At 61.9% G+C, this 18,857-nt stretch carries 18 protein-coding genes, 1 tRNA gene and 3 pseudogenes; 17 read left to right on the forward strand and 5 right to left on the reverse strand.

The genetic code is table 11. The features are described 5' to 3' along the window. Together AB7849_RS18750 and AB7849_RS18755 are read left to right on the forward strand one after the other, a co-directional pair. Entirely contained in the window at positions 1–975 is a 975-nt protein-coding gene (locus tag AB7849_RS18750; RefSeq protein WP_369501515.1) for a carbohydrate kinase family protein, read from the forward strand. Further along, positions 972–1,112: pseudogene (locus tag AB7849_RS18755) on the forward strand (AGE family epimerase/isomerase); the annotation flags it as partial. The gene AB7849_RS18750 and the pseudogene AB7849_RS18755, both read left to right, overlap by 4 nt. Before the next feature lie 11 nt (positions 1,113–1,123). On the opposite strand, the pseudogene AB7849_RS18760 reads toward AB7849_RS18755, so the two are convergent. Beyond that, positions 1,124–1,765, reverse strand: a pseudogene (locus tag AB7849_RS18760) (IS3 family transposase); the annotation flags it as partial. A gap of 754 nt (positions 1,766–2,519) precedes the next feature. Here AB7849_RS18760 and AB7849_RS18765 point away from each other — a divergent pair. From AB7849_RS18765 to AB7849_RS18795, 7 genes are all read left to right on the forward strand, one after another. Continuing rightward, positions 2,520–2,792 (forward strand): hypothetical protein, encoded by a 273-nt coding sequence (locus tag AB7849_RS18765; RefSeq protein ID WP_008214957.1) that lies wholly within the window; start codon positions 2,520–2,522, stop codon positions 2,790–2,792. Next, positions 2,785–4,095, forward strand: coding sequence for a site-specific integrase (locus AB7849_RS18770; RefSeq protein WP_081491842.1), 1,311 nt, complete (start codon positions 2,785–2,787; stop codon positions 4,093–4,095). The genes AB7849_RS18765 and AB7849_RS18770 overlap by 8 nt, the downstream gene beginning before the upstream one ends. Positions 4,096–4,193: 98 nt before the next feature. Next, positions 4,194–5,045 carry a hypothetical protein gene (locus AB7849_RS18775; RefSeq protein WP_008214959.1) on the forward strand — a complete coding sequence of 284 codons (852 nt, stop codon included), beginning with the start codon at positions 4,194–4,196 and terminating at the stop codon, positions 5,043–5,045. A gap of 55 nt (positions 5,046–5,100) precedes the next feature. Further along, the gene (locus tag AB7849_RS18780) at positions 5,101–5,418 is read left to right on the forward strand and encodes a hypothetical protein (protein ID WP_008214960.1); all 318 of its coding nucleotides are present in this window, start codon (positions 5,101–5,103) and stop codon (positions 5,416–5,418) included. Between the two features lie 53 nt (positions 5,419–5,471). Continuing rightward, the gene (locus AB7849_RS18785) at positions 5,472–5,909 is read left to right on the forward strand and encodes a hypothetical protein (RefSeq protein WP_008214961.1); all 438 of its coding nucleotides are present in this window, start codon (positions 5,472–5,474) and stop codon (positions 5,907–5,909) included. A 113-nt stretch (positions 5,910–6,022) separates the two neighbouring features. After that, a complete protein-coding gene (locus tag AB7849_RS18790; RefSeq protein ID WP_008214962.1) occupies positions 6,023–6,331 on the forward strand; it encodes a BPSL0761 family protein in 309 nt (102 codons plus the stop codon). Between the two features lie 53 nt (positions 6,332–6,384). After that, positions 6,385–6,702, forward strand: a complete 318-nt coding sequence (locus tag AB7849_RS18795) for an antitoxin Xre/MbcA/ParS toxin-binding domain-containing protein (protein WP_008214968.1) — start codon at positions 6,385–6,387, stop codon at positions 6,700–6,702. Between the two features lie 283 nt (positions 6,703–6,985). Here AB7849_RS18795 and AB7849_RS18800 read toward each other — a convergent pair whose 3' ends face one another. Then, positions 6,986–7,741: a hypothetical protein gene (locus AB7849_RS18800; protein ID WP_369501516.1), complete on the reverse strand. Its 756-nt coding sequence runs from the start codon at positions 7,739–7,741 to the stop codon at positions 6,986–6,988. 212 nt (positions 7,742–7,953) lie between these two features. Between AB7849_RS18800 and AB7849_RS18805 the strand changes: the two genes are divergently transcribed. Both AB7849_RS18805 and AB7849_RS18810 read left to right on the forward strand, forming a co-directional pair. Next, positions 7,954–8,304 (forward strand): type II toxin-antitoxin system RelE/ParE family toxin, encoded by a 351-nt coding sequence (locus AB7849_RS18805; protein WP_037101756.1) that lies wholly within the window; start codon positions 7,954–7,956, stop codon positions 8,302–8,304. Then, entirely contained in the window at positions 8,297–8,590 is a 294-nt protein-coding gene (locus tag AB7849_RS18810) for a helix-turn-helix domain-containing protein (RefSeq protein ID WP_008214973.1), read from the forward strand. Before AB7849_RS18805 ends, AB7849_RS18810 begins: the two co-directional genes overlap by 8 nt. A 107-nt stretch (positions 8,591–8,697) precedes the next feature. Here the strand turns inward: AB7849_RS18810 and AB7849_RS18815 are convergent, their stop codons facing one another. Next, complete coding sequence (locus tag AB7849_RS18815; RefSeq protein WP_008214975.1) at positions 8,698–13,902, reverse strand: hypothetical protein; 5,205 nt, start codon at positions 13,900–13,902, stop codon at positions 8,698–8,700. A 273-nt stretch (positions 13,903–14,175) separates the two neighbouring features. Here AB7849_RS18815 and AB7849_RS18820 point away from each other — a divergent pair. The 5 genes from AB7849_RS18820 (at position 14,176) to AB7849_RS18840 (ending at position 17,383) form a co-directional block, all read left to right on the forward strand. Next, positions 14,176–14,252, forward strand: a tRNA-Met gene (locus tag AB7849_RS18820). Positions 14,253–14,625: 373 nt separating this feature from the next. Next, positions 14,626–15,288: a restriction endonuclease subunit S gene (locus tag AB7849_RS18825; protein WP_157618191.1), complete on the forward strand. Its 663-nt coding sequence runs from the start codon at positions 14,626–14,628 to the stop codon at positions 15,286–15,288. After that, the gene (darT, locus tag AB7849_RS18830; protein ID WP_008214978.1) at positions 15,285–15,932 is read left to right on the forward strand and encodes a type II toxin-antitoxin system toxin DNA ADP-ribosyl transferase DarT; all 648 of its coding nucleotides are present in this window, start codon (positions 15,285–15,287) and stop codon (positions 15,930–15,932) included. The genes AB7849_RS18825 and darT overlap by 4 nt, the downstream gene beginning before the upstream one ends. After that, entirely contained in the window at positions 15,932–17,005 is a 1,074-nt protein-coding gene (gene darG / locus AB7849_RS18835; protein ID WP_008214980.1) for a type II toxin-antitoxin system antitoxin DNA ADP-ribosyl glycohydrolase DarG, read from the forward strand. Before darT ends, darG begins: the two co-directional genes overlap by 1 nt. 162 nt (positions 17,006–17,167) lie before the next feature. Beyond that, complete coding sequence (locus AB7849_RS18840) at positions 17,168–17,383, forward strand: hypothetical protein (protein WP_008214981.1); 216 nt, start codon at positions 17,168–17,170, stop codon at positions 17,381–17,383. On the opposite strand, the gene AB7849_RS18845 is transcribed toward AB7849_RS18840, so the two are convergent. Together AB7849_RS18845 and AB7849_RS18850 are read right to left on the reverse strand one after the other, a co-directional pair. Beyond that, positions 17,377–17,985: a 3'-5' exonuclease gene (locus AB7849_RS18845; RefSeq protein ID WP_202799666.1), complete on the reverse strand. Its 609-nt coding sequence runs from the start codon at positions 17,983–17,985 to the stop codon at positions 17,377–17,379. The two genes, AB7849_RS18840 and AB7849_RS18845, sit on opposite strands and share 7 nt — an antisense overlap. A 116-nt stretch (positions 17,986–18,101) precedes the next feature. Next, positions 18,102–18,422, reverse strand: coding sequence for an AMP-binding enzyme (locus AB7849_RS18850; protein ID WP_008214983.1), 321 nt, complete (start codon positions 18,420–18,422; stop codon positions 18,102–18,104). A gap of 307 nt (positions 18,423–18,729) precedes the next feature. Between AB7849_RS18850 and AB7849_RS18855 the strand changes: the two are divergent. Next, a pseudogene (locus AB7849_RS18855) lies at positions 18,730–18,857 on the forward strand (2-methylcitrate synthase); the annotation flags it as partial.

Consider the following 18,857-nt stretch of genomic DNA (forward strand, 5'->3'; position numbering starts at 1 on the left):
ATGCAATCCATTCTCTGTTTCGGTGAAGCACTGATCGACTTCCATGCCGAAGGCACGGACGGCCACGGTTATCCGCGCGCCTTCGTGCCATTCGCCGGCGGCGCGCCGGCCAACGTGGCGGTGGCCGTGGCACGACTGGGCGGCCAGGCGCGCTTCGCCGGCATGCTCGGCAACGACCTGTTCGGCGACTTGTTGCTGGACAGCCTGCATCGCACCGGCGTGGGCGTGGACGACGTGGTGCGCACCAGCGAAGCGAATACCGCGCTGGCCTTCGTGGCACTGGACGCACGCGGCGAACGCAGTTTCAGCTTCTACCGACCGCCGTCGGCCGACCTGCTGTTCCGGCCGTGCCACTTCCGTACCGAAGCTTTCGTCGATACCGCAATCTTCCACGTCTGCTCCAACAGCATGACCGACCCGGCCCTGGCCGAGGCCACCCGCGAAGGCATGCGCCGCGCACGCGCGGCCGGCGCGCTGGTCAGCTTCGACCTCAACCTGCGCCCCGCGCTGTGGCCCGCTGGCGCCGACGCGCATCCCACGCTATGGGATGCGCTGACCCTGGCCGATCTGGTGAAACTCAGCGCCGAGGAATTCGCCTACCTCGCCACCGATGGCGAAGCCGCCGTGCTCGAACGTTTGTGGCAAGGCCGCACGCGCCTGCTGGTGGTCACCGACGGCGACGCCTCGCTGCGCTGGTTCGCGCCGGATGCGGAAGGCGAGCTGCCGGCCTATCGCGTGCCCGCGGTCGACACCACCGCTGCCGGCGATGCCTTCGTCGGCAGCCTGCTGTACCGACTCGCCACACAGGCGATCACTCCAGACAACTTGCCCGCCCTGGTCGGCGAGCTGCCGCGCCTGCACGCCACGCTGCGCTTTGCCGCCGCCGCCGGTGCGCTCACCGTGACGCGCCAGGGTTCGTTCACCGCGATGCCCGACGCCGCCGAAGTCCAGGCCTTCATGGAGACTCACGCTTGAATCCGCCACGCACTCCCCAGCTCCCCGCCGAACCGCTGCCCGACTTCCGCTCGGCCGACGTCCTGCGCCAGCACATCGCCGACACCATGGCGTTCTATCACCCGCACGTCATCGACCCGGCCGGCGGCTATTTCCAGGGGTAATCCCCCCACAGGTCGAGCGCGACCGCCAGATACATCCAGCCCTCGTGGGTCCGGATGAACGTGAAGTCACTCACTCAGGCCCTATCCGGTGCGGCGACATCGAACTGGTGATCCGGTAGGTTGGTGGCTGCTGCGCACTCAGGCCCGCCATGGAAGCGTGGCTTGCGCCCGTATCCCACCTGCGCCCGCAAGCCTTCGGCACGCATCAGGCGATGCATGCGATGCCGGCTGCAACGTTCGCTCAGATCTCGCAGATCCTTGGCCACCCTACGATGCCCGTACACGCTGCCGCTGGCCAGCCATTGGTGCTTGATCAGCCCAAGCGGGCGCTGATCCTCCTTGCCCCGGTTACTCATCGGCGACTGCCGCCATGCGTAGTCACCTGCTCGATTCACCTTCAGCACCCGGCACATCGCGCACAGCCGAAACTCCCGGCGGAGCTCCGCCTTCAGGCGCCGCACCTCTGCGCTTTGGTCCAGTTCGGCGCGCTGCGCAATGCCGGGCTTCCCGAACTTGCGCAGCCATGCATACAGGCTGTGCGTGGTGACGCCAAAGCGCTCGGCCACTTCCGCTACCTTGAACACCCGATCCGTCACCTGCTGGAGCGCCTCGACCTTGAGCTCATCCGTATATCGCTTGCTGCTCATAGACACCTCCGATCAGGCCATTTTCCATGGCCTTGAGATGTCTAGGAAACCTTGGGCGATTCAATATCTGAAGACCCTCCTTCAAGGGCAGGCGGCGAGGGTTCCTAGCTAAGATGCTCCGGATACCCATGACGGGCGCCCGCCCAGAGTGGGTAGACGTCTGCTGGGTCAGTGTCAAATGTGCTGCACTATGGAAAGAGAGAAGACTGTCGTTCGACGTGGGTGTCGTCGCTCACCTGACCGCGTACGTCATTTCCTCGACGGAAAACGTTCTTCGCCAATGTGACGACACAACCTGTCGCTCCCGAATGGGCTGCGCGTTCGAGAGGAATTCATGTAGCGGGTATTGGCTATCCGCGATCCGTGTCGCGTATCCAAAACGCAGATTGGTATCAGTCCAGATACCGAGAAAATTCTCTACCGTCGCGCAAGGACAACGACGCTCTGTCGCTCGGCCAATAGCACCCTCTCGTTGGTGTTTGTGTTTCCGTGTTGCCGCCATCCCTGCCGCGTTGCTCTCCGGAAAGCGTGGAAACGGGCACTTTGAGCCATTTTGGTGATGTGCTTTGTACCTGTGAATGACCCGCTTGGAATTTTTTCTCCAGCGTCGCCGGCGGACACAGTCGTGGAAGCCAGCTGCAGCAGCGGTTTCGCGAAAAGTTGGAGTTGGGTGTCCTTGCGCAATTGAGCGCTCGTGCTTTTGTGGTGACCAGGCCCTCGGCGACGGGGAAGGTCATCGACAAAAGAAGCACCTATGGACGCAACGTACCTCACTACTGACGAACTGGCTTCCCGTATCCACTACGACGCTAGGACGATCCGCACGCAGCTGAAGGATGCCGTGTTGATGGAAGGCATTCACTACATCCGTCCGTTCGGTGGCCGGAAGCTGCTGTTCCTCTGGGAGGCAATTCAGCGCGACATCGGCAAATTCTCGGTAGGCCGCGTCCCACGCGCATCCGGTGGCCATAGTCGTCGCGAGACTTTGTCGATCCCCATGGCTAATGGCGGCATCGCCCATGGCTAAGGTCCGCGTACGACCGGAAACGGGCACTCTCTACCTCGACTTCTTCTATCAAGGCGTGCGATGCCGGGAGCAGACTGCGCTCCCTGATACCGCCGAGAACCGGAGGAAGGTGCAGGCGCTGCTGAACCGCGTCGAGAAGGAAATCCGCCACGGCGTGTTCGACTACGCGTCGACGTTCCCGGCGAGCACCAAGGCCGCGCGCTTCGCCGAGTTCACGGTGACCGGTGGTGTCTCGCAGCAGCAGGAGCCCGTGAATTGCATAGAAGTAGTCCGCGATCCGGTTGCTGTTATGACACCTACTTTCCGTGACTTCTCAAAAACATGGCGTGGGGAGATGGCGCCGCAGTGGCGTCGGCTGCATCGCGAAAGCGTGGACACCATCTTCAAGGCCCATCTCCTGCCGGCGTTCAGCGACAAGCCGGTGGCCACTATCGGCAAGGCCGAGATCCTGGCCTTTCGGGCGGCGTTGGCCGAGTTGCCTGGCCGCGGCAACAAGAAACTCTCCGCGCCAAGCATCAATAAGGTCATCGGCATCCCGCGCCAGTGCCTGGTGGAGGCCGCCAACCGCTTCGGACTGCCGGACAGCTTCAAAGGCATCAACCGCCTCAAGGCGCGTCGGCCCGACATCCACCCGTTTTCGCTGCAGGAGGTTGAGCAGATCCTCGCCGCGATGCGGTCGGATTTTCGCGGCTACTGCGCAGTGCGCTTCTTCACCGGCATGCGTACCGGCGAGATCAATGGCCTCAAGTGGAAATACGTCGACTTCGACAAGGAACTGATCCTGGTGCGCGAGACGTTCGCGGCGGGCGAGGCCGAATCCGGTGCCAAGACCGAAAGCTCGCTGCGGGATATCCCGATGCTGCCGACGGTCAAGGAGGCGCTGCTGGCGCAGCAGGAGTGTCGCCATCCCGAGAGTGAGTATGTCTTCTGCACGCATGATGGAAACCCGATCGACGCGCACAACTTCGCGAACCACGTCTGGTATCCACTGCTGCGTTACCACGGCCTCGACAAGCGCCGGCCCTACCAGACGCGCCACACCATCGCGACGCTGATGCTGGCCTCCGGTGAGAGCCCGGAATGGATCGCTCGGCTGATGGGCCACACGAACACGCAGATGCTGTTCACGGGGTACTCGCGTTTCGTGCCCAACCTCACCCGACAGGATGGTTTGGCCAATGCCGGTCTTCTTAGCCGTCGCACGAAGACGTCGACCGGCGTCGTGCCCTCGACGCCGGATCTCGAATCCATGACGTCCGACGAGTTGCGCGCAGAGGCTTGCGCGCCGGCGCGCCTCACCTGACCGACCGACAAGGAGGTCCGCCGTGACCCTGCATCCGGAATGAGTCGTGCCCGTGTCATCACTATCCCCTCTCTCCCCATTGCCCGAGGTGACTAATCATGATGAGCGACACTGAAACATTTGATGTGCAAAACCAAAGCAACCTCTACCTCCGTGAGGGCGTTCTCCTCTGGGACACTCCGCTCGATCACGGAGAGGCTCCGTTCCGTGCGTGTTTCGTCCTGGAAGAAGGTCTCTTCCCCGTGCAGAGCTGGGTGGCTCCTACGAAGCCATTGGATCAGGACTGCATCGACAAGGTCACGGCCACGCTTCTGGTGCTGCCGGATGACGCTACGTATGTACTGGCCATGCACCGCGACGAGGACCTCGACCCGCTGACCGTGACACCGCGGGCATGGAGCCATGGGACGGACGTACTGCCGGAAATAGTGGTGTTGCTGGAGTGGATCGAATCGGAGGCTCTGCGGCGCCTGGTGCGGGACGTGTTCTCGCTCAGGAGGGTCTTCCAGTCCTTCTGGTTCGAAACCGCGGGGAGGTGGCATCACCCCAATGTGGGTGGGCTGGCGCGGCATAGCCTCGAGGTGGCGTTGGCGGTGCAGAAAGCTCTGTGGTCAAGCGGTGGCACGGGCGTGACCTTCACCGCGCTGGAACGGGATCTCGGTCTGGTGGCGGCGCTGCTGCACGGCGTGGGCAAGGTTCTTTGCTACACGGAGCAAGGCTGTCGAACCGAGCGTGCGCAAATCCTCGGTGACGAGATGCTCGGCCTCGAACTCATCGGGAAGCCCCTAGAGACGTTGAGGGCGAACGCGCCGGAACTCGCCGATGCGTTGACGGCGCTGCTGCTCAGCCGGACGAAGTTCAGCTGCAGCCGGTTCCGGCTTTCGGCCATCCGCGATGTCATATCCCGGGCCGACCGGGACAGTGCACGCAAAGGAGTGGTGCGTCTTTAAGGCGCACCACTCCCCCTGTGATCCCAACCCCCCCCCTGCCATCAAGGAATCGCCCATGTCGAACCACTCTTCTCCCCACCGCGAAACCGTCACCCCAGAGTCTTCCCTTGGGCTGAACCTGCTCGTCGGAACGCCCGTCTTCTGCGCCTTGGTGTTCGTGCTCTTGGCGGTGGGATGGGCGATCAGTGAGGGGTCGCCTGCGTTTTCGCCGAGCCTCTGGATCCATCTGTGGTGGTTGGCGTCTGTGAGGCTGCTCCGTGACGTCTTCGCCCTGATGCTCGTTGGGGCGATTTACGGCGGGTGTTTCCTCATCACCTTGGCACTGGGTGGTCGTGCTGTTGCGGTATGGCGGCGTCTGCGCCACGCGCGCTGATCCCCGGCTTCATCCCGGGTCATCGCTGCACACACATATATAAGGAGTTATCCATGTCGACCCTTCGTCTGTCCAACCGTGGGATCCGCGGCAAATCCACGGCCCTTCACCTGTTCGTCGGTGTGCCCGTCCTGTGCGCGGTCATGGCCCTGTGTGCCTGGGTTTTCTGGGCGCGCAACGGATTTCCACCCGAGCTGGCACCTCGCCACTGGTTCGACTTGGGCATCGCGCCCCTGTTGGGCATGGTCTTCTGTGGCGGCCTCGTGATCGTGCTTGGGGCGGGAATGCTCTGGGTGTTCGGCGTCGTTGCCACGGTGTTCGGTGAAGGCGTCATCGCCGCAGGGCGACAGCTGTGCCACGGCAAGGCACGGGATGCTCGGCCTTTCGACACGAACAAGGACGGCCCCACCGGCGTGTCGGCGCGCATCAGCCTTGAGAGCGGGTGCGGCAACCCGAGCTTGGACGGGCCCGCCGGAAAGAAAATGCCCTGAGATCACTCGGTTGATCCGGGAAGGACAGGGTGGTCGCAACCCATGCGACGACTCCGATGCATGCTGACGATGCATGCTGATCCCATCGTCCCATCTGCAGAGGCTCCCTCATCATGACGATGCCGAGCGAAAGAGCCCGGTCCCTCGTGTGGGCGGGTGCCTTCCTGGTCGAACTGGCCAAGGATGAAAGCCTGCCACTCGCCGTCCGACGCGCTGCCGTGGTCATTGCCCGGCATTTCCCCACCACCTACGATATCTCCTACATGGCCAGGCTCCCCTTTCCCATGGTGGAGATTGAATCCCCGGATGAGATCGCCGCGTGGCTCAAGGATTACCCGCACGGCCCCTTACGCGATTCCACGCGGCTGGCGTGGCCGGAAGAAAAGCGGGCGAACCTGGGCAGGCGTAAGCCCGTGCACTAGATCCGTAAGCCCTATCAACCTTTCAACGCAGTCATCCGCGGAGCAAGCCCACCATGATGTCACCCGATGCGTTTGCGGCAGAGTTCGGAATGCGCCTGAGCGATCTGGCTCGGTACGCAAAGGTCGACCAAGCAACGATCTTCCAGAACCCGGACAACCCCTGCCTGAAAGCATTCCTCAGCGACTGCGCCCTTGTCATGGACAAGATACAAACGATGTCCGGGCGGTCGCGCGCTGAAGCCGTTTCCTTGTTCCTGCATGAGCCGTTTCCTTGTTTCCGTGGGCGTACGCCCTTTGACTTGGTGTTGCAGGGCCGCGTAGCAAGTGTCATGGACTATTTGGAAAGCGTGGAGTCCGGGTTCGTTGGCTGATCACCTCGGTGGATATCTGCAGGCACGCGAAACTTCGAGTGGCCCTTGACGCGGCCAAGCCATGGCAGGGAAAGATTTGGGTCAGGGAGAGCTGGCCTAGGAGCTGATGAGTAGTGTCGAGAAATCCGTCTGGGGAACGATGCTCGCCCTCCATGCTGGCGATGCGGACGGAGGGCAGGGCGCACCCCAATGCCGCTTGGAATCCGCTGTACAACGCGGCATCGTCGGCACGACTCGGCGGACCGTGTTCTTTGTTGCCATCGTCTGAGACTCATGCTGCTGGTTAGAGAAGCGGGGGTTGCCGCTGAATATGTGTATCGTCGCTGATCGACCAAGCGTCGCTCGCCGATTCGCGGATCAGTGTCCCTACCATGTGCGCTTCGTAATCGAGAACGTCGTGGATTTCGGTCCACTTCCAACGTGAGGTGCCAGGTAGGTTGACCCGGAGGCCACCGCCAAGAACAAATTGGTGGCCGCCTCCTTGATCGCCGCGAATCAAGCCGACGACCCGGAAAGTCCCTGTTTTGCGCTGATTGGTTTCTGGGTCAGCGCTCGTGAATTCTGCCGGTGTCAGAATAGGAAGAGGTATTTCGGCGCAAAAGGATTTCAATTTGGCCGAGAACTGACGTCCTTCGTCGCCACTGGCGAGGGCCCTCAGCAGGCTGGACGCATTTTTGTGGGTGACGACAGCATTCAGCGGTAACGGCTTGGCGCGCTCTGAGTTGTGCATGATTTCTGTGGCTGTCATGGTGAGTGTATCCACGGCATCGATGCAGGTGGCATGAGCGTCGTTGGCCGTCATGTTTGCTGGCGCTGATAGCGAGGGGGCAACGTAAACGAGAATGCATGACCCTTCCAAGCTGATGGTCGGCTCGAGAACGTTGGGCAGAAATTCCAGCAAGGCTAAAACGCACTTGGCAATGACAGGTAGTTCTTTGATGTCGGCTTTGCCGAGTAGAAGACGCTGACCTGTGCGGTTGGATTTTTCGGTCAAGGGAAACTCAAAACGGGTGGCATCTGCATCGTTCGTGTTGATCATGGCGTTTGGGCTTCGGCAATGCGCCTTGAGCGGCGCACACTTATTAGATGTCATGTTCGCCAGGGGGTTGTGCCCAGAAACACCGATTCAAAGCGCATATCTGAGCAAAAAAGCGCAAATCGATTCCAAGAGTGCATTTCGCGATGGCATGGGCGATGTGGCGACGATCCATCTCGGTTGCATAATTGTACCTAAATAGGTACAATTATCCGGTGCCTCCACTTTCTCCCGTCCTTGAAGTTCGGTTCTATGCCACGGATCAGGGCCGTGAGCCGGTTCGAGACTGGCTCAAATCCTTGTCGCCGGACGCACGCAAAATGATTGGCGAGGATATCAAGACCGTTCAGTTCGGCTGGCCACTTGGTATGCCGCTGGTGCGGAAAATGGATCCGGGTTTGTGGGAAGTCCGAAGTACGATCGACACGGGGATTGCCCGTGTACTGTTCACGACGTCGGGCCCGGTCATGGTGCTTTTGCATGGCTTCATCAAGAAATCCGACAAGACTCCCAAGGATGAACTGAAACTGGCTCAGCGCCGCGCGAAGGAGGTTCATCATGGCTAAGCACAATGCTCACATTGGCGGCACCCTGGACGAATTCCTGTCCGAAGAAGGTGTGCTCGAAGAAGTCTCGGCACGTGCGATCAAGCGAGTGATCGCCTGGCAGCTGCAGGAAGCCATGAAGGCCCAAGGTATGACCAAGACGGCGATGGCCGAACGGATGCATACCAGCCGCTCCATGCTCGATCGTTTGCTCAACGAGACCGACACCGGTCTGACGATCGACACATTGAGCCGCGCCGCCCAGGCGTTGGGTTATCGGGTGAAGGTCGAACTGGCTGCTGCGTGATGTCGAGTCATCGTTCTGATGGGTAGATGCTGCGGCTGCGGCCCGTGCGAAGCGCACGCTTGGGCATAGCCTTCGCGTGCCGATGGATCGTTCATCGCGTTTGGCATTCAGTGGGCTTCCACGAGCTGCTGCTGCAGCCACACCATGGCGAGAACCCAGTTCAATGCCGCCGACAAGGTGCGCCGGTCAGCAGGTTCTTCCCGACCATCCGCGCCGGGGCGATCAATCCGGAGAGCCCACAGGCCACCGTCTTTCTCGATGGTGATCTGCGCGGCAGGGATTGCCATCATCTGCAGCACCTCCCGGGCCAGAGCCACGTGTGCCTCATCGCTGAGATGAAGGGCGGCGGGTGTCTTCGCCAATCGGCCCCAATGGCCACCAGCAGCCCATATCACGGACAAACGTTGCAACGCCAGCGTGGGAGGCTGCTGCAATATCCCAAGCATGCCGTGCGTTCCCTGCAACAGGCGCGGCGGGGACATCATCGCCCGTGGATGCTGGAGCTCAGGGAGTGGCCATGGCACTTGTCCTCGCTGCAGTAGCAACTTGGCCGCTGCTCTCTGCAGTCGTTCGGTCTGCGGGAGGGAGAGGCCCGAATACAAGGCGGTCTGTTCCACCGACTGCGCCTGATGCATTGATCGCGCAAAAGCATCGATGTGCATCGGCAGCAGGCGCCTCTGGCGGAGAAGGGCCGGCGGCGTGGTGTAGCGCTCGGTTTGCGGCGGCACGGTTTCGAACGGAAGGCGCTCGAACACAATGGTGAGACGCTCATCGCCTTGGGCGCCGCCGCGACGCAACCAAGCCACATCCAGCGGAGCCGCCGGCAGCTTGGCAAAAGACAGTATGTCCGCACGCGAGGTAGATCGACCTTCCCGCAAGCTGTGCGCCATCGCAATGGCGGGATCACAGATGTAGCTGGTGAGGGGCGTCGTGATCAAGGCATGGCCATTCGCGCACATGGCGCCATACACAGCATGTGCCCGAGGGAGCGAAGCAGAGCGGTGGCGTGCCATGACCCGGCGTTTTCGCAGCCAGTAAAGGTGCGCTTTGCGCTCATCCGTCACCCAGCGGATCAAACTCCCCAGGCGTCGTTGGAGCAAGGCCTTGTCCAAGCGGGATCGGCTACCCGGAGTCTCGGCGAAGAGAGGTGTTTTCCAGACTGCCTCTCCGGTGAGGAGGGTACGCTCGCGCGCAAGCCACTCCGTGACCCAGGTGCGCGCTCGCGTCCACAGCGCCCCCTCGAGGGGGACGAAACCGACGGCGGTGATCGTCTTGACGGAGCCATACTCGCCCGTCTGATGCAGGTGAATGAAATCGCGCCCCTCGCCCAACACGTACACGTCGCCGAGGGTCAATCCGTGCACGGAGCCGGGTCGTGCGCCGCTGGCCTCCAGCAGATCGAACAGCACGAGACGAAGCTCGGCGACACGCACGGCGTCCGGTGAAGCGTCGGTGCGGTTCTGTTCCTCCCGGAGATCGGCGCACAGGATGTCGTGGACGGTTTCGACCTCAGGGTCGGTCAGGAGTCCGGGATCAACGCTGTGGAATCGAGGTCCCGCCAACACCACCATCTCGGCAAACGAGACGGCATCCACTTGGTAGGCTGCTTCCAGATAAGACTGAAAGTATGTCAGGGATTCCAAAACGAGCGGGCGAGCACGTGGCGATTTCCCGAGAAGGATGGCGAGGTACACTTGGCATAGCGTCTCACTGTCCATGACCAATAGGTTGCGCGACCCCACGACCTGGAGCAGGTCACGTGCGAAGCGCGTCACGACGGTATGCAACGAACTGTGTTCAAGCAAGCGCCGCTTGAGTCCCCCGTAGCGAAGGCGATGCAAGGCAAAGCCCACGATCAGGCCCAGCGTAGTGGTGACACCGACTCTTTCTTGGAGCACGTCCAGTTGGCCGGCGAGTGCACCACGCCACCCATGGCGTCCGTCGCCCTCCTTGCCCAGAATCTTGGGAAAAAGACCCGGATTGAGGAGGGCCGTGAGCTCCCGATACTGATGGATTGCCGTCTGGGTCGAGGTGTCGGCAAACGGCGCAAGCTGGGGCGCAGGGGGCCGGGCGGGCATCTCCTCGGGAGTGAGTTCGCTGTCCTCGCGTGTGCGCACAGGCCAGCGGTCATCTCCAGCGTGGTAGCGGTCCGCGGATACACCCGTCAACGAAATCGGGCCCAGCATCAGCACCCGTTCGGGGCCGGATAACTCAAGGCGCCCGGCCGCACGGAGCGTCTGGACCACTGTCTCGAAGTCGGGGTGCTCGATGTCGGAGATCCATGGTGTGGGCCCTTGCTTCAAGAGCCAGTCATAAACGGCCGTGGTGTTTGGAGCACGCCCCTTGGGCGCGTCGCGGCCACGTCGCGCCAGCAGCAAGGCCGCCATTCCGCTGAAGGCCATCGGAAATGATTGGTGATCCAGCGTGGCGGGCACCCGCAGACAATCACCGGGGGCTTGGCTCCGCCGGGTTTCGGCGGCGGCATTGACCGCGGCGGTAGCCCATGTCGCATCGCGGTAGGGCGAAAAGAGCAGCACGGCCAGCAGGGCCAGCGTGCCCTGATCATGGGCACGGCCTTCGCGCACTCGTTCGCGAACAATCTCGCGCATCTGTTCAGCGTGGCGCACTGCCAGCCCTGAGCCTGGCAGGAACGGCGATGGTTCGGCCGTCTGACTGAAGATCGGGCGGCGCGGTAATGCACCGCAGGTCCATCCGGCCTTGTGGCTTTTCGTCAACATCCGATGTAGCAGGATGCGGGTGACCGCAGCTTCGAACGCTTCCGCGGGCTGGCTGTCCTGCTGGCGCACGCGATCACAGATCAGCAACCACAGATCATCCGTGATGATGACGGGGGGCTGATCCTTCGGCGAGGGTGCGCGCTCGAGCGTCCGTGTGGCTTCGTTCACACGCAGTGAGGGAAGCAGCTCCCTGATGGCCTTGGCCAGTCGGGGGAGGATGTCCTGCTCCGTGGGCTTGCCACGCTCATGCAGATTTTGCCGCAAGCGCTGGATTTCGCCGCGATGCTCCGCCTCATGGACTTGTGCCACGGTGGCCCAATCCCGCAGCGGCCTGTGTGGCACGCCCTCCCAATGCCAGGGGGCGATCCGCTGGCTGGCATGGAACCAGCCGTCCTGAAGGAGGAGGTCATCAAGATGGGGCGCCAGCTCCGTGGCCAAGTCACGGGCGGACAGCGGCGACAGGTCGGCGGTGGCATGGGCTGGCGAGACCACCCAACCGAGCTGGGCGTAGCGCAGTTCCGGATCGACCCCGCGAGACTGGAGTTGCTGGTTGAGGCGATGCCGGTAATGGTTGGCCACGGTTCGCAACGCCTCGGGCATCGAAGCACGCAGTCCCTCGGCCGTCAACGGCATCGGCCCATTCGTGCCCGGGACGCTGAACAGGGGCGCCTCGCTGCGAAGGATGGTCATCGCCAAGGTGGCGGCCTCGGGAAGGTCGGTTTGCGCTGCGATGGCGATCAGACGATCGAGGAAACCGCGCAACGCAGTTCGCCAGCGCGACCCCGTGGCGGCGATGCGGACCTTGCGCAGCGGGTCGATTTGTTTGTCGCGCAGAATGATCAACCCGTACTCGGGAATGACCTGATCCAGATCGATCTGGCCAATCGCGTCCACCGGGCGATGACCCGTCACCGCACACAGGGCAGCGGCCAGGAAGTCGCGGTGCTGGCTCCAAACCTCAATGAGGGATGGATTCTTGCGATGGGCGAGTGTGCGGCGTCGGTGGTGCAGGTCGGTGGACCAGCGGCGCGCGGCATCGGGCATGAGAACCAGTCGTGAGCCAAAGGTGCCGTCAGCAGTCAGGGTCTCGGGTGCCGATTCACCGAACCATGTCGTGTGCAGCGCACGAACCGTTGTGATCAGGGCCCTGTGCTGGAGTGCGCTGTAGTAAGTCGGGGTTGCCGACATGGAAAAGGTGTCGCCCAAGGCCAGCTGTGCGACATCCGGCCCGAGATGTCGTGCAAGATGTGCAGCCAGGGCTTGGCGCACTGCCCCGGCGCCGAGCGCGAGCCCGGGTTGCATGCTCTTGATGAGCTCGCGCAACCGGTACGGTGGGCTGATCGCAGCGGCGAGCTTGGGCAGCACGTGCTGGCCCATTCGATCCGGTTCGCTCGTCAGGCCCAGCAGCAGTTGGTGTACGGAAGGAGGAAGTGGCCACAGCCCATGGTCGGCCCACGGCTCCAGCCATGCCACGAGTGCGGGTCCGGGGACGATGGCATGAGGAGGCCGATTGATGGGGCGGGCAAGGCTCGGCTGGTTTTCATGGACAGTGGGATGGAGTGGATCGGCTTCTCCCCAGCACACATGAACCAGATCGGACTCGCGCAATCCTGTGGCGATGGCCAGGGCCAGGGCGACGAAGGATTCGGATTCGTCTGCGCGGCCTTGTACCTGTAAGGCCTGGGCCTGCCGGACAGCGTCGCAGGCCAGAGCCGCGATGATCTCGTCGGGCACGAACTGATCCAGCGGGGCGAGCAGATCACCTTGGCTAGCCCGAACAAGACCGACGGCACGCGCCCGCATCACATCCACTCGCGGCGCCCGTTCTTGCTCGCCAGGATCCAGTGCCAGGGTCAGGATCGTGGGGATCTCGGTGACATCGTCGGCGTCACCCAGTAGGTTGGCCTGCACGGTGAGCTCGGGGGCTTCCAGACTCGGCGCCAAGGCGGGAAGAGGCAGTGCTCGTCGCAATGCGGCGGGGTCGTTCAAGATCAATCCGACTAGGCGATCACGCAGCCAACTTTTCCACTTGTCTTCAAATGGGCGGTAAAGCGGAGGGCTCGTCTCGAGATGGTGTTCCACACGCGATTGCATTTCGGGAACCGTCGCAGCATCGAGCAGGATGGCCTGCAACCGGGTACGGGAATCTTCAATGTGCAAGCTTCCGCTCAGCGTGGCCGCCAAATGGGCCAAACGCTTGCGGGAAGTATTCGCCTCCGGGCGCAAAGAGAATTCGCAGAGCACCGCAAGCAGCACATCGTGACCCGGGAAACCTTCCGTGCTTTGCACCCAATCCAGCAGCAGGGTCGCGACGGGATATGTTTTCTGGGTCCCAGGGTTGAGGTTCAGGCCTCGTCTGTCTCGGTGCGCCATCCAAGCCTGAAGGATCTTTTGGTGGATGCGCAGGTTTGTAGTGAGGTGATTCAGAAGCGCGCGGTCCAAGGCGCTGCGTTCGCTCAGCCGTAGCAGGGCGGTGGCAAGCAGCGGCTTCCAGGAGTTGGGCACCGGAGTGCCGTCGAGCTGGGCAAAGAGCTCAAGGTCCGGCGGGTCGAGTGAGGCGGGTTGGGTGTCCATCCGGCAAGCGTAGTGCTGGGGTCATAGTGATCGCAATATCTGTGTCAGTCATCTAACGATCTTGATCTACCTAACTTCCGGCAGCAGAGAAATCTGAGCAAAGTTTGTTAGATTGATGCATGTAACAAAATTCCTTATGCAAATAGCTTTGCTACTATATTTCTATAGAAATGCATAGAAATATATTTTATGGTGCACGTTGCAAGACGACTTTCTATGTACTTCATCGTACAAGGTCTCATAAGGGTCATACGCGGTACAATTTTGAATTCTGGCTATGTAGCTCAGCCGGTTAGAGCACGGCACTCATAATGCCGGGGTCGGTGGTTCGAGTCCACCCATAGCCACCAGAATTCATCGTAAAAACAGCAAGTTATGCAATGAAAGCCCGCCGGCGTCGCGGGCTTTTTCGTGCCCAAACGACCCTGATGCACTTCGTGCTGGGGTCACACCCCTTGCGACCCCTTCGTTCGTCGAAAAATCAGCCGTGCCCGGTCCGTGCCCGGTTCCGTGCTCAAAACAGGCGACGCGGCGCGACCGGAAAGTGCCGAAATGACCCCAGCACGCCCCGGCATCGAAGCTGCCGATGTGCGCCTCGCTACGCGAGTTGCGGTTCCTGGCGGAAGAGGCGTCTCGGAGCAAGCGTGGGGGTGGCCCACGTGGGCCACTCGCGGTTCCTGCCGAAAGAGGCGTCTCGCCATCTGCGACCACTACGCGTTATGGATGACCACCCATCCGATTCGCTGGTCATCGGGATGCAGGTCTTGCCACGGCAAAACATGGCTTTGCCTGCTGCCGTTCCCTATCATCCAGAATCCCGCCACCGCCCGCGAAAGGTCGGGCAATGTTGCGATGACAACGCAGCGCAACGCTCGATCAGTACCGGTTAACTGCTTGGAAAGAGAATCGTTGCTATGCACGTCACGTCGTATCGCCGATAGCTACAAGCGTTCGGAAGTCCGCACAGGTGATCTAGTCATGGCCATTCGAGCAACCGTAGGTAAGGTATTGCCAGTTCCGTGTGATTTGGATGGCGCAAACCTAACGCAAGGAACGGCCCGAATTGCACTCAGTGTCCGCACCAATCCATCATTCCTTCTGTGGGCCATTCGTCACCACCGGGCCCAGAAATCAATCCTCGCTGAGATCAAGGGGACGACGTTCGCCGAGATTGCGTTGGCCGATCTTCGGCAAGTGCCGCTCGCTGCTCCGATTGAATTTGAAGAGCAGCGTTTAATCGGTCAGAGGGTCCAGGCTTGTGACGACGCTATTCAGTGCGAGCAACATCAACTCGTGAAGCTTCGCGCACAGAAATTTGGCCTCATGGACGACCTACTCACCGGCCGCGTCCGCGTTACTCTGCTGCTGGAGGCTGCCACGGCGTGACCGAGCTCAAGCTCAATGCCGAAAAGGCCCTGGTCTTCCGGATCACCCACCGGGACAACCTGCCCTGGGTGCTCGATCATGGGCTGCATTGCGCGCGTTCGGCGGTACAGGATCCGGGCTTTGTCGGCATCGGCAACACCGACCTGATCGGCCGGCGGCGCGAGCATGCGCTGGCGCCACCTTGCCACGGCACCTTGGGCGATTACGTGCCGTTCTACTTCACGCCGTACTCGCCGATGCTCAACAACATCCGCACGGGTTGGGGCGGCGTGACACGTCGCGAGCGCGACGAGATCGTGTTTCTGGTCACTTCGCTGCCGCGGCTGGCCGAGCTGGGCATCGATTACGTGTTCAGTGACCGCCATGCGTATTTGGCGACGGCCCGGTTCAGCAATGCGCTGGCCGATCTGGCAGACTGGATCCCGTGGCAGCAGCTGCAGGCGCGGGATTTCAAGAAGGATCCCAACGACCCGGGCAAGTTCGAGCGTTACCAAGCCGAGGCGCTGGTGTTTCAGCAGGTGCCAGTACAGGCGGTTCTTGGTATTGTCTGCCATGGGGAAGCAGGCGCGGCAGCGATTCGTGGCTTGCTTGCCGATCGCGGCATCGACCTTCAGGTGCACGTCCGACCGAACTGGTATTTCTGATGATCCGCTACACCGCAGGCAACTTGCTGGAAGCCGAGGCCGAAGCGCTGGTCAACACCGTCAACACGGTGGGGATTATGGGCAAGGGCATCGCCTTGATGTTCCGCGACGCGTTCGGCGAGAACTTCCGTGCGTACTCGGCTGCCTGCAAGCAAGGCGAGGTACGCACCGGTCAGATGTTCGTGACGGAGCGCAGTGCCGTGCTCGGACCGCGCTGGATCATCAACTTCCCGACCAAGCAGGACTGGCGTACCAAGACCAGGCTTTCGTGGGTGGTGGATGGGTTGGCCGATTTGCGCCGGGTGATCGTCGATAACAATATTCGATCCATTGCGCTGCCGCCCTTGGGCTGCGGCAATGGTGGCCTGAACTGGGCCGAGGTTCGGCCGAAGATTGAGGAAGCCCTAGGTAACCTCGACGGCGTGGATATCCAGGTTTACGAGCCCACGCGCGAATACCAGAACGTGGCCAAGCGCCATGGCGTGGAGAAGCTCACGCCCGCGCGCGCGTTGATCGCCGAGTTGGTACGGCGCTATTGGGTATTGGGTATCGAATGCTCGCTGCTGGAGATCCAGAAGCTGGCGTGGTTGCTGCAGCGCCGGGTACACGCGCTCGGTCTCGATGATCCGTTGCGTTTGAAGTTCAAGGCCCACAAGTACGGCCCTTACGCGCAGGATCTGCAGCATCTGCTCAACAGTCTGGATGGCAGCTACCTGCATTGCGAAAAGCGCCTGGCCGATGCTGGCCCGACCGACGTGATCTGGTTCGAGGAGGATCGCCGCCCGCGCATGGAGGCGTATCTGCGCAGCGGTGAAGCGCAGCCCTATCACGAGGCACTGGAACAGACCGGCGCGTTGATCGACGGTTTTCAGTCCCCACTGGGCATGGAGTTGCTGGCCACGGTCGACTGGCTGCTCAGCGAGGGCGGCGTGGACGCGACCGTGCCTGCAGTGAGGATGGGGCTGGCTGAGTGGCCGGCCGGCAAACCCGCCGGTCAGCGCAAGCTGGCACTTTTTGACGATCGCATGATCGAGCTGGCACTGGATCGACTGGCGGTGCATGCCCACGCTTGAGGAGCGTTATCGCCGCGCGACCAATTAGGGGGATGTGTGGGCTGGGAATTGGATGCCGTCGAACAGCCCTTTGTGGAGCAATAAGTCGGCCTAGGCTGGCGCTATGTCGAGGGCAACCTCGATGCGTCCGAGCGCACTGGTCGCGACAACTTCAAGCAGGTCTTGCAGGAGACCACGCTACGCCGCCAGATCAGCGCGCTGAACCTGCGTGATGGCCAGCCCTGGCTTGACGACGCGCGCATTGCGCAAGCATCGGCCGCACTGACCCGCATCGCCGCGCCGCGGCTGATGGAAGCGAACCAGGTTGCCACCGAGCTGCTGTTCAAGGGCTTCACTGTCGACGGCCTTCCCGGCTGGAACGGTGCCAACACTCAATGAGCAGCAGCGAGCCGGTGGGACAGGAAGTCGGGGACCTTGTTGGCGCTCTTGCGGGTGACAGCCTCGAGCAGGCTGGGCGCGATGGATGAGCATGAGTAGGTGCGGCACAGGTGCTCGCCGATGTGGCTGAGCAGATGGACCGTCACTTCCGCATCGGCTTCGGCACGGTGGGCCGCACCGTTGAAGCGAATGTTCAGCGACCGGGCCAGTTCGCCCAGCTTGTAGCTGGGGCGGCCAGGCAATAGCCGTCTGGCGAGTTTCAGCGAGCAGATCAGGCCGCCGTGACGTGGGGATAGTCCCTGGCGCCCGCTTTCGGCCAGAAGAAAGCGGGCATCGAAACTGGCGTTGTGCGCGGCCAAGGCGTCTTCACCAATGAAGTCGAGCAGTTGCGGCATGACCTGCTTGACCGAGGGTGCCCCATCGACCATCCGCTGATTGATCCCCGTCAGCGCCGTGATATGCGAAGGAATGCGCGTGCCGCAATTGACCAGGGTGACGAATCGCTCAGTGATCACGCCGTCGACCATGCGCAGCGCGGCAACCTCGGTGATGCGATCACCAGCGTCTGGGCTCAGGCCGGTAGTCTCGAAGTCGAGGATCACGATGGGTCGGTCGAACACTTCTTGTCCCAGTGGCGTACATGGATGGCATCACGAAGCTTAGCCGCTCACTGAGCGTAATCCAGCATGGGGATCACTTCCGATCGTGTCGGGCTACCTCACCGCACCACCGTCATCGCCGCCCGTGCTTCCGTCGCCAGCTCCCGCTTCGCCACCTTGTTGGTGGCGTTGACGGGCAGGGCGTCGTACAGGCGCAGGTGGCGGGGGACTTTGTAGTTGGCCATGCGTGCGCGTGACCAGGCAACCAGTTCGCCCTGGCTCAGGGTGGCGCCGGTGCGCAGCACCACGCAGGCGCAGCCGACTTCGCCCATGCGCGAGTCGGGTACGCCGATCACGGCGACCTGGGCGATGGCCGGGTGTTCGGCGAGCATGCGTTCGATCTCGGCGGGGTGGCAGTTGAAGCCGCCGACGATGAACATCGTCCTTGGCGACGGGGAAACATATTGATCGCTTGGATCAAGATTGATCAATGTTTTTGTTGGCGGCAGAGTAAGACATGTTTCAGCCGATGCAGGTGCATGACGTCCTCGCTTCGAGGCGGCTTGCGGGCCCGATGCCTCCCACCCAAAAAGGCTGACCCCATCTGTGTAGAAGCCCGCTCGCGGGCGATGCTTTTGTTCCAATACTTGTCGAAGGCAAAAGCATCGCCCGCGAGCAGGCTCCCACAAAAATCAAGCGGGCACCCGCAAAAATTCAGAAGTACTCTTCCGCACCCTGGAGACACCCATGAGCGAGCAAACCCTTACCAAGGCCAAGAAATCCGTGGCGCTGTCCGGCATCGCCGCCGGCAACACCGCACTGTGCACGGTGGGCCGCAGCGGCAACGACCTGCATTACCGCGGCTACGACATCCA

It is taken from the genome of Rhodanobacter sp. FW021-MT20 (assembly GCF_041107475.1).
GTDB classification, from domain to species: domain Bacteria; phylum Pseudomonadota; class Gammaproteobacteria; order Xanthomonadales; family Rhodanobacteraceae; genus Rhodanobacter_A; species Rhodanobacter_A glycinis.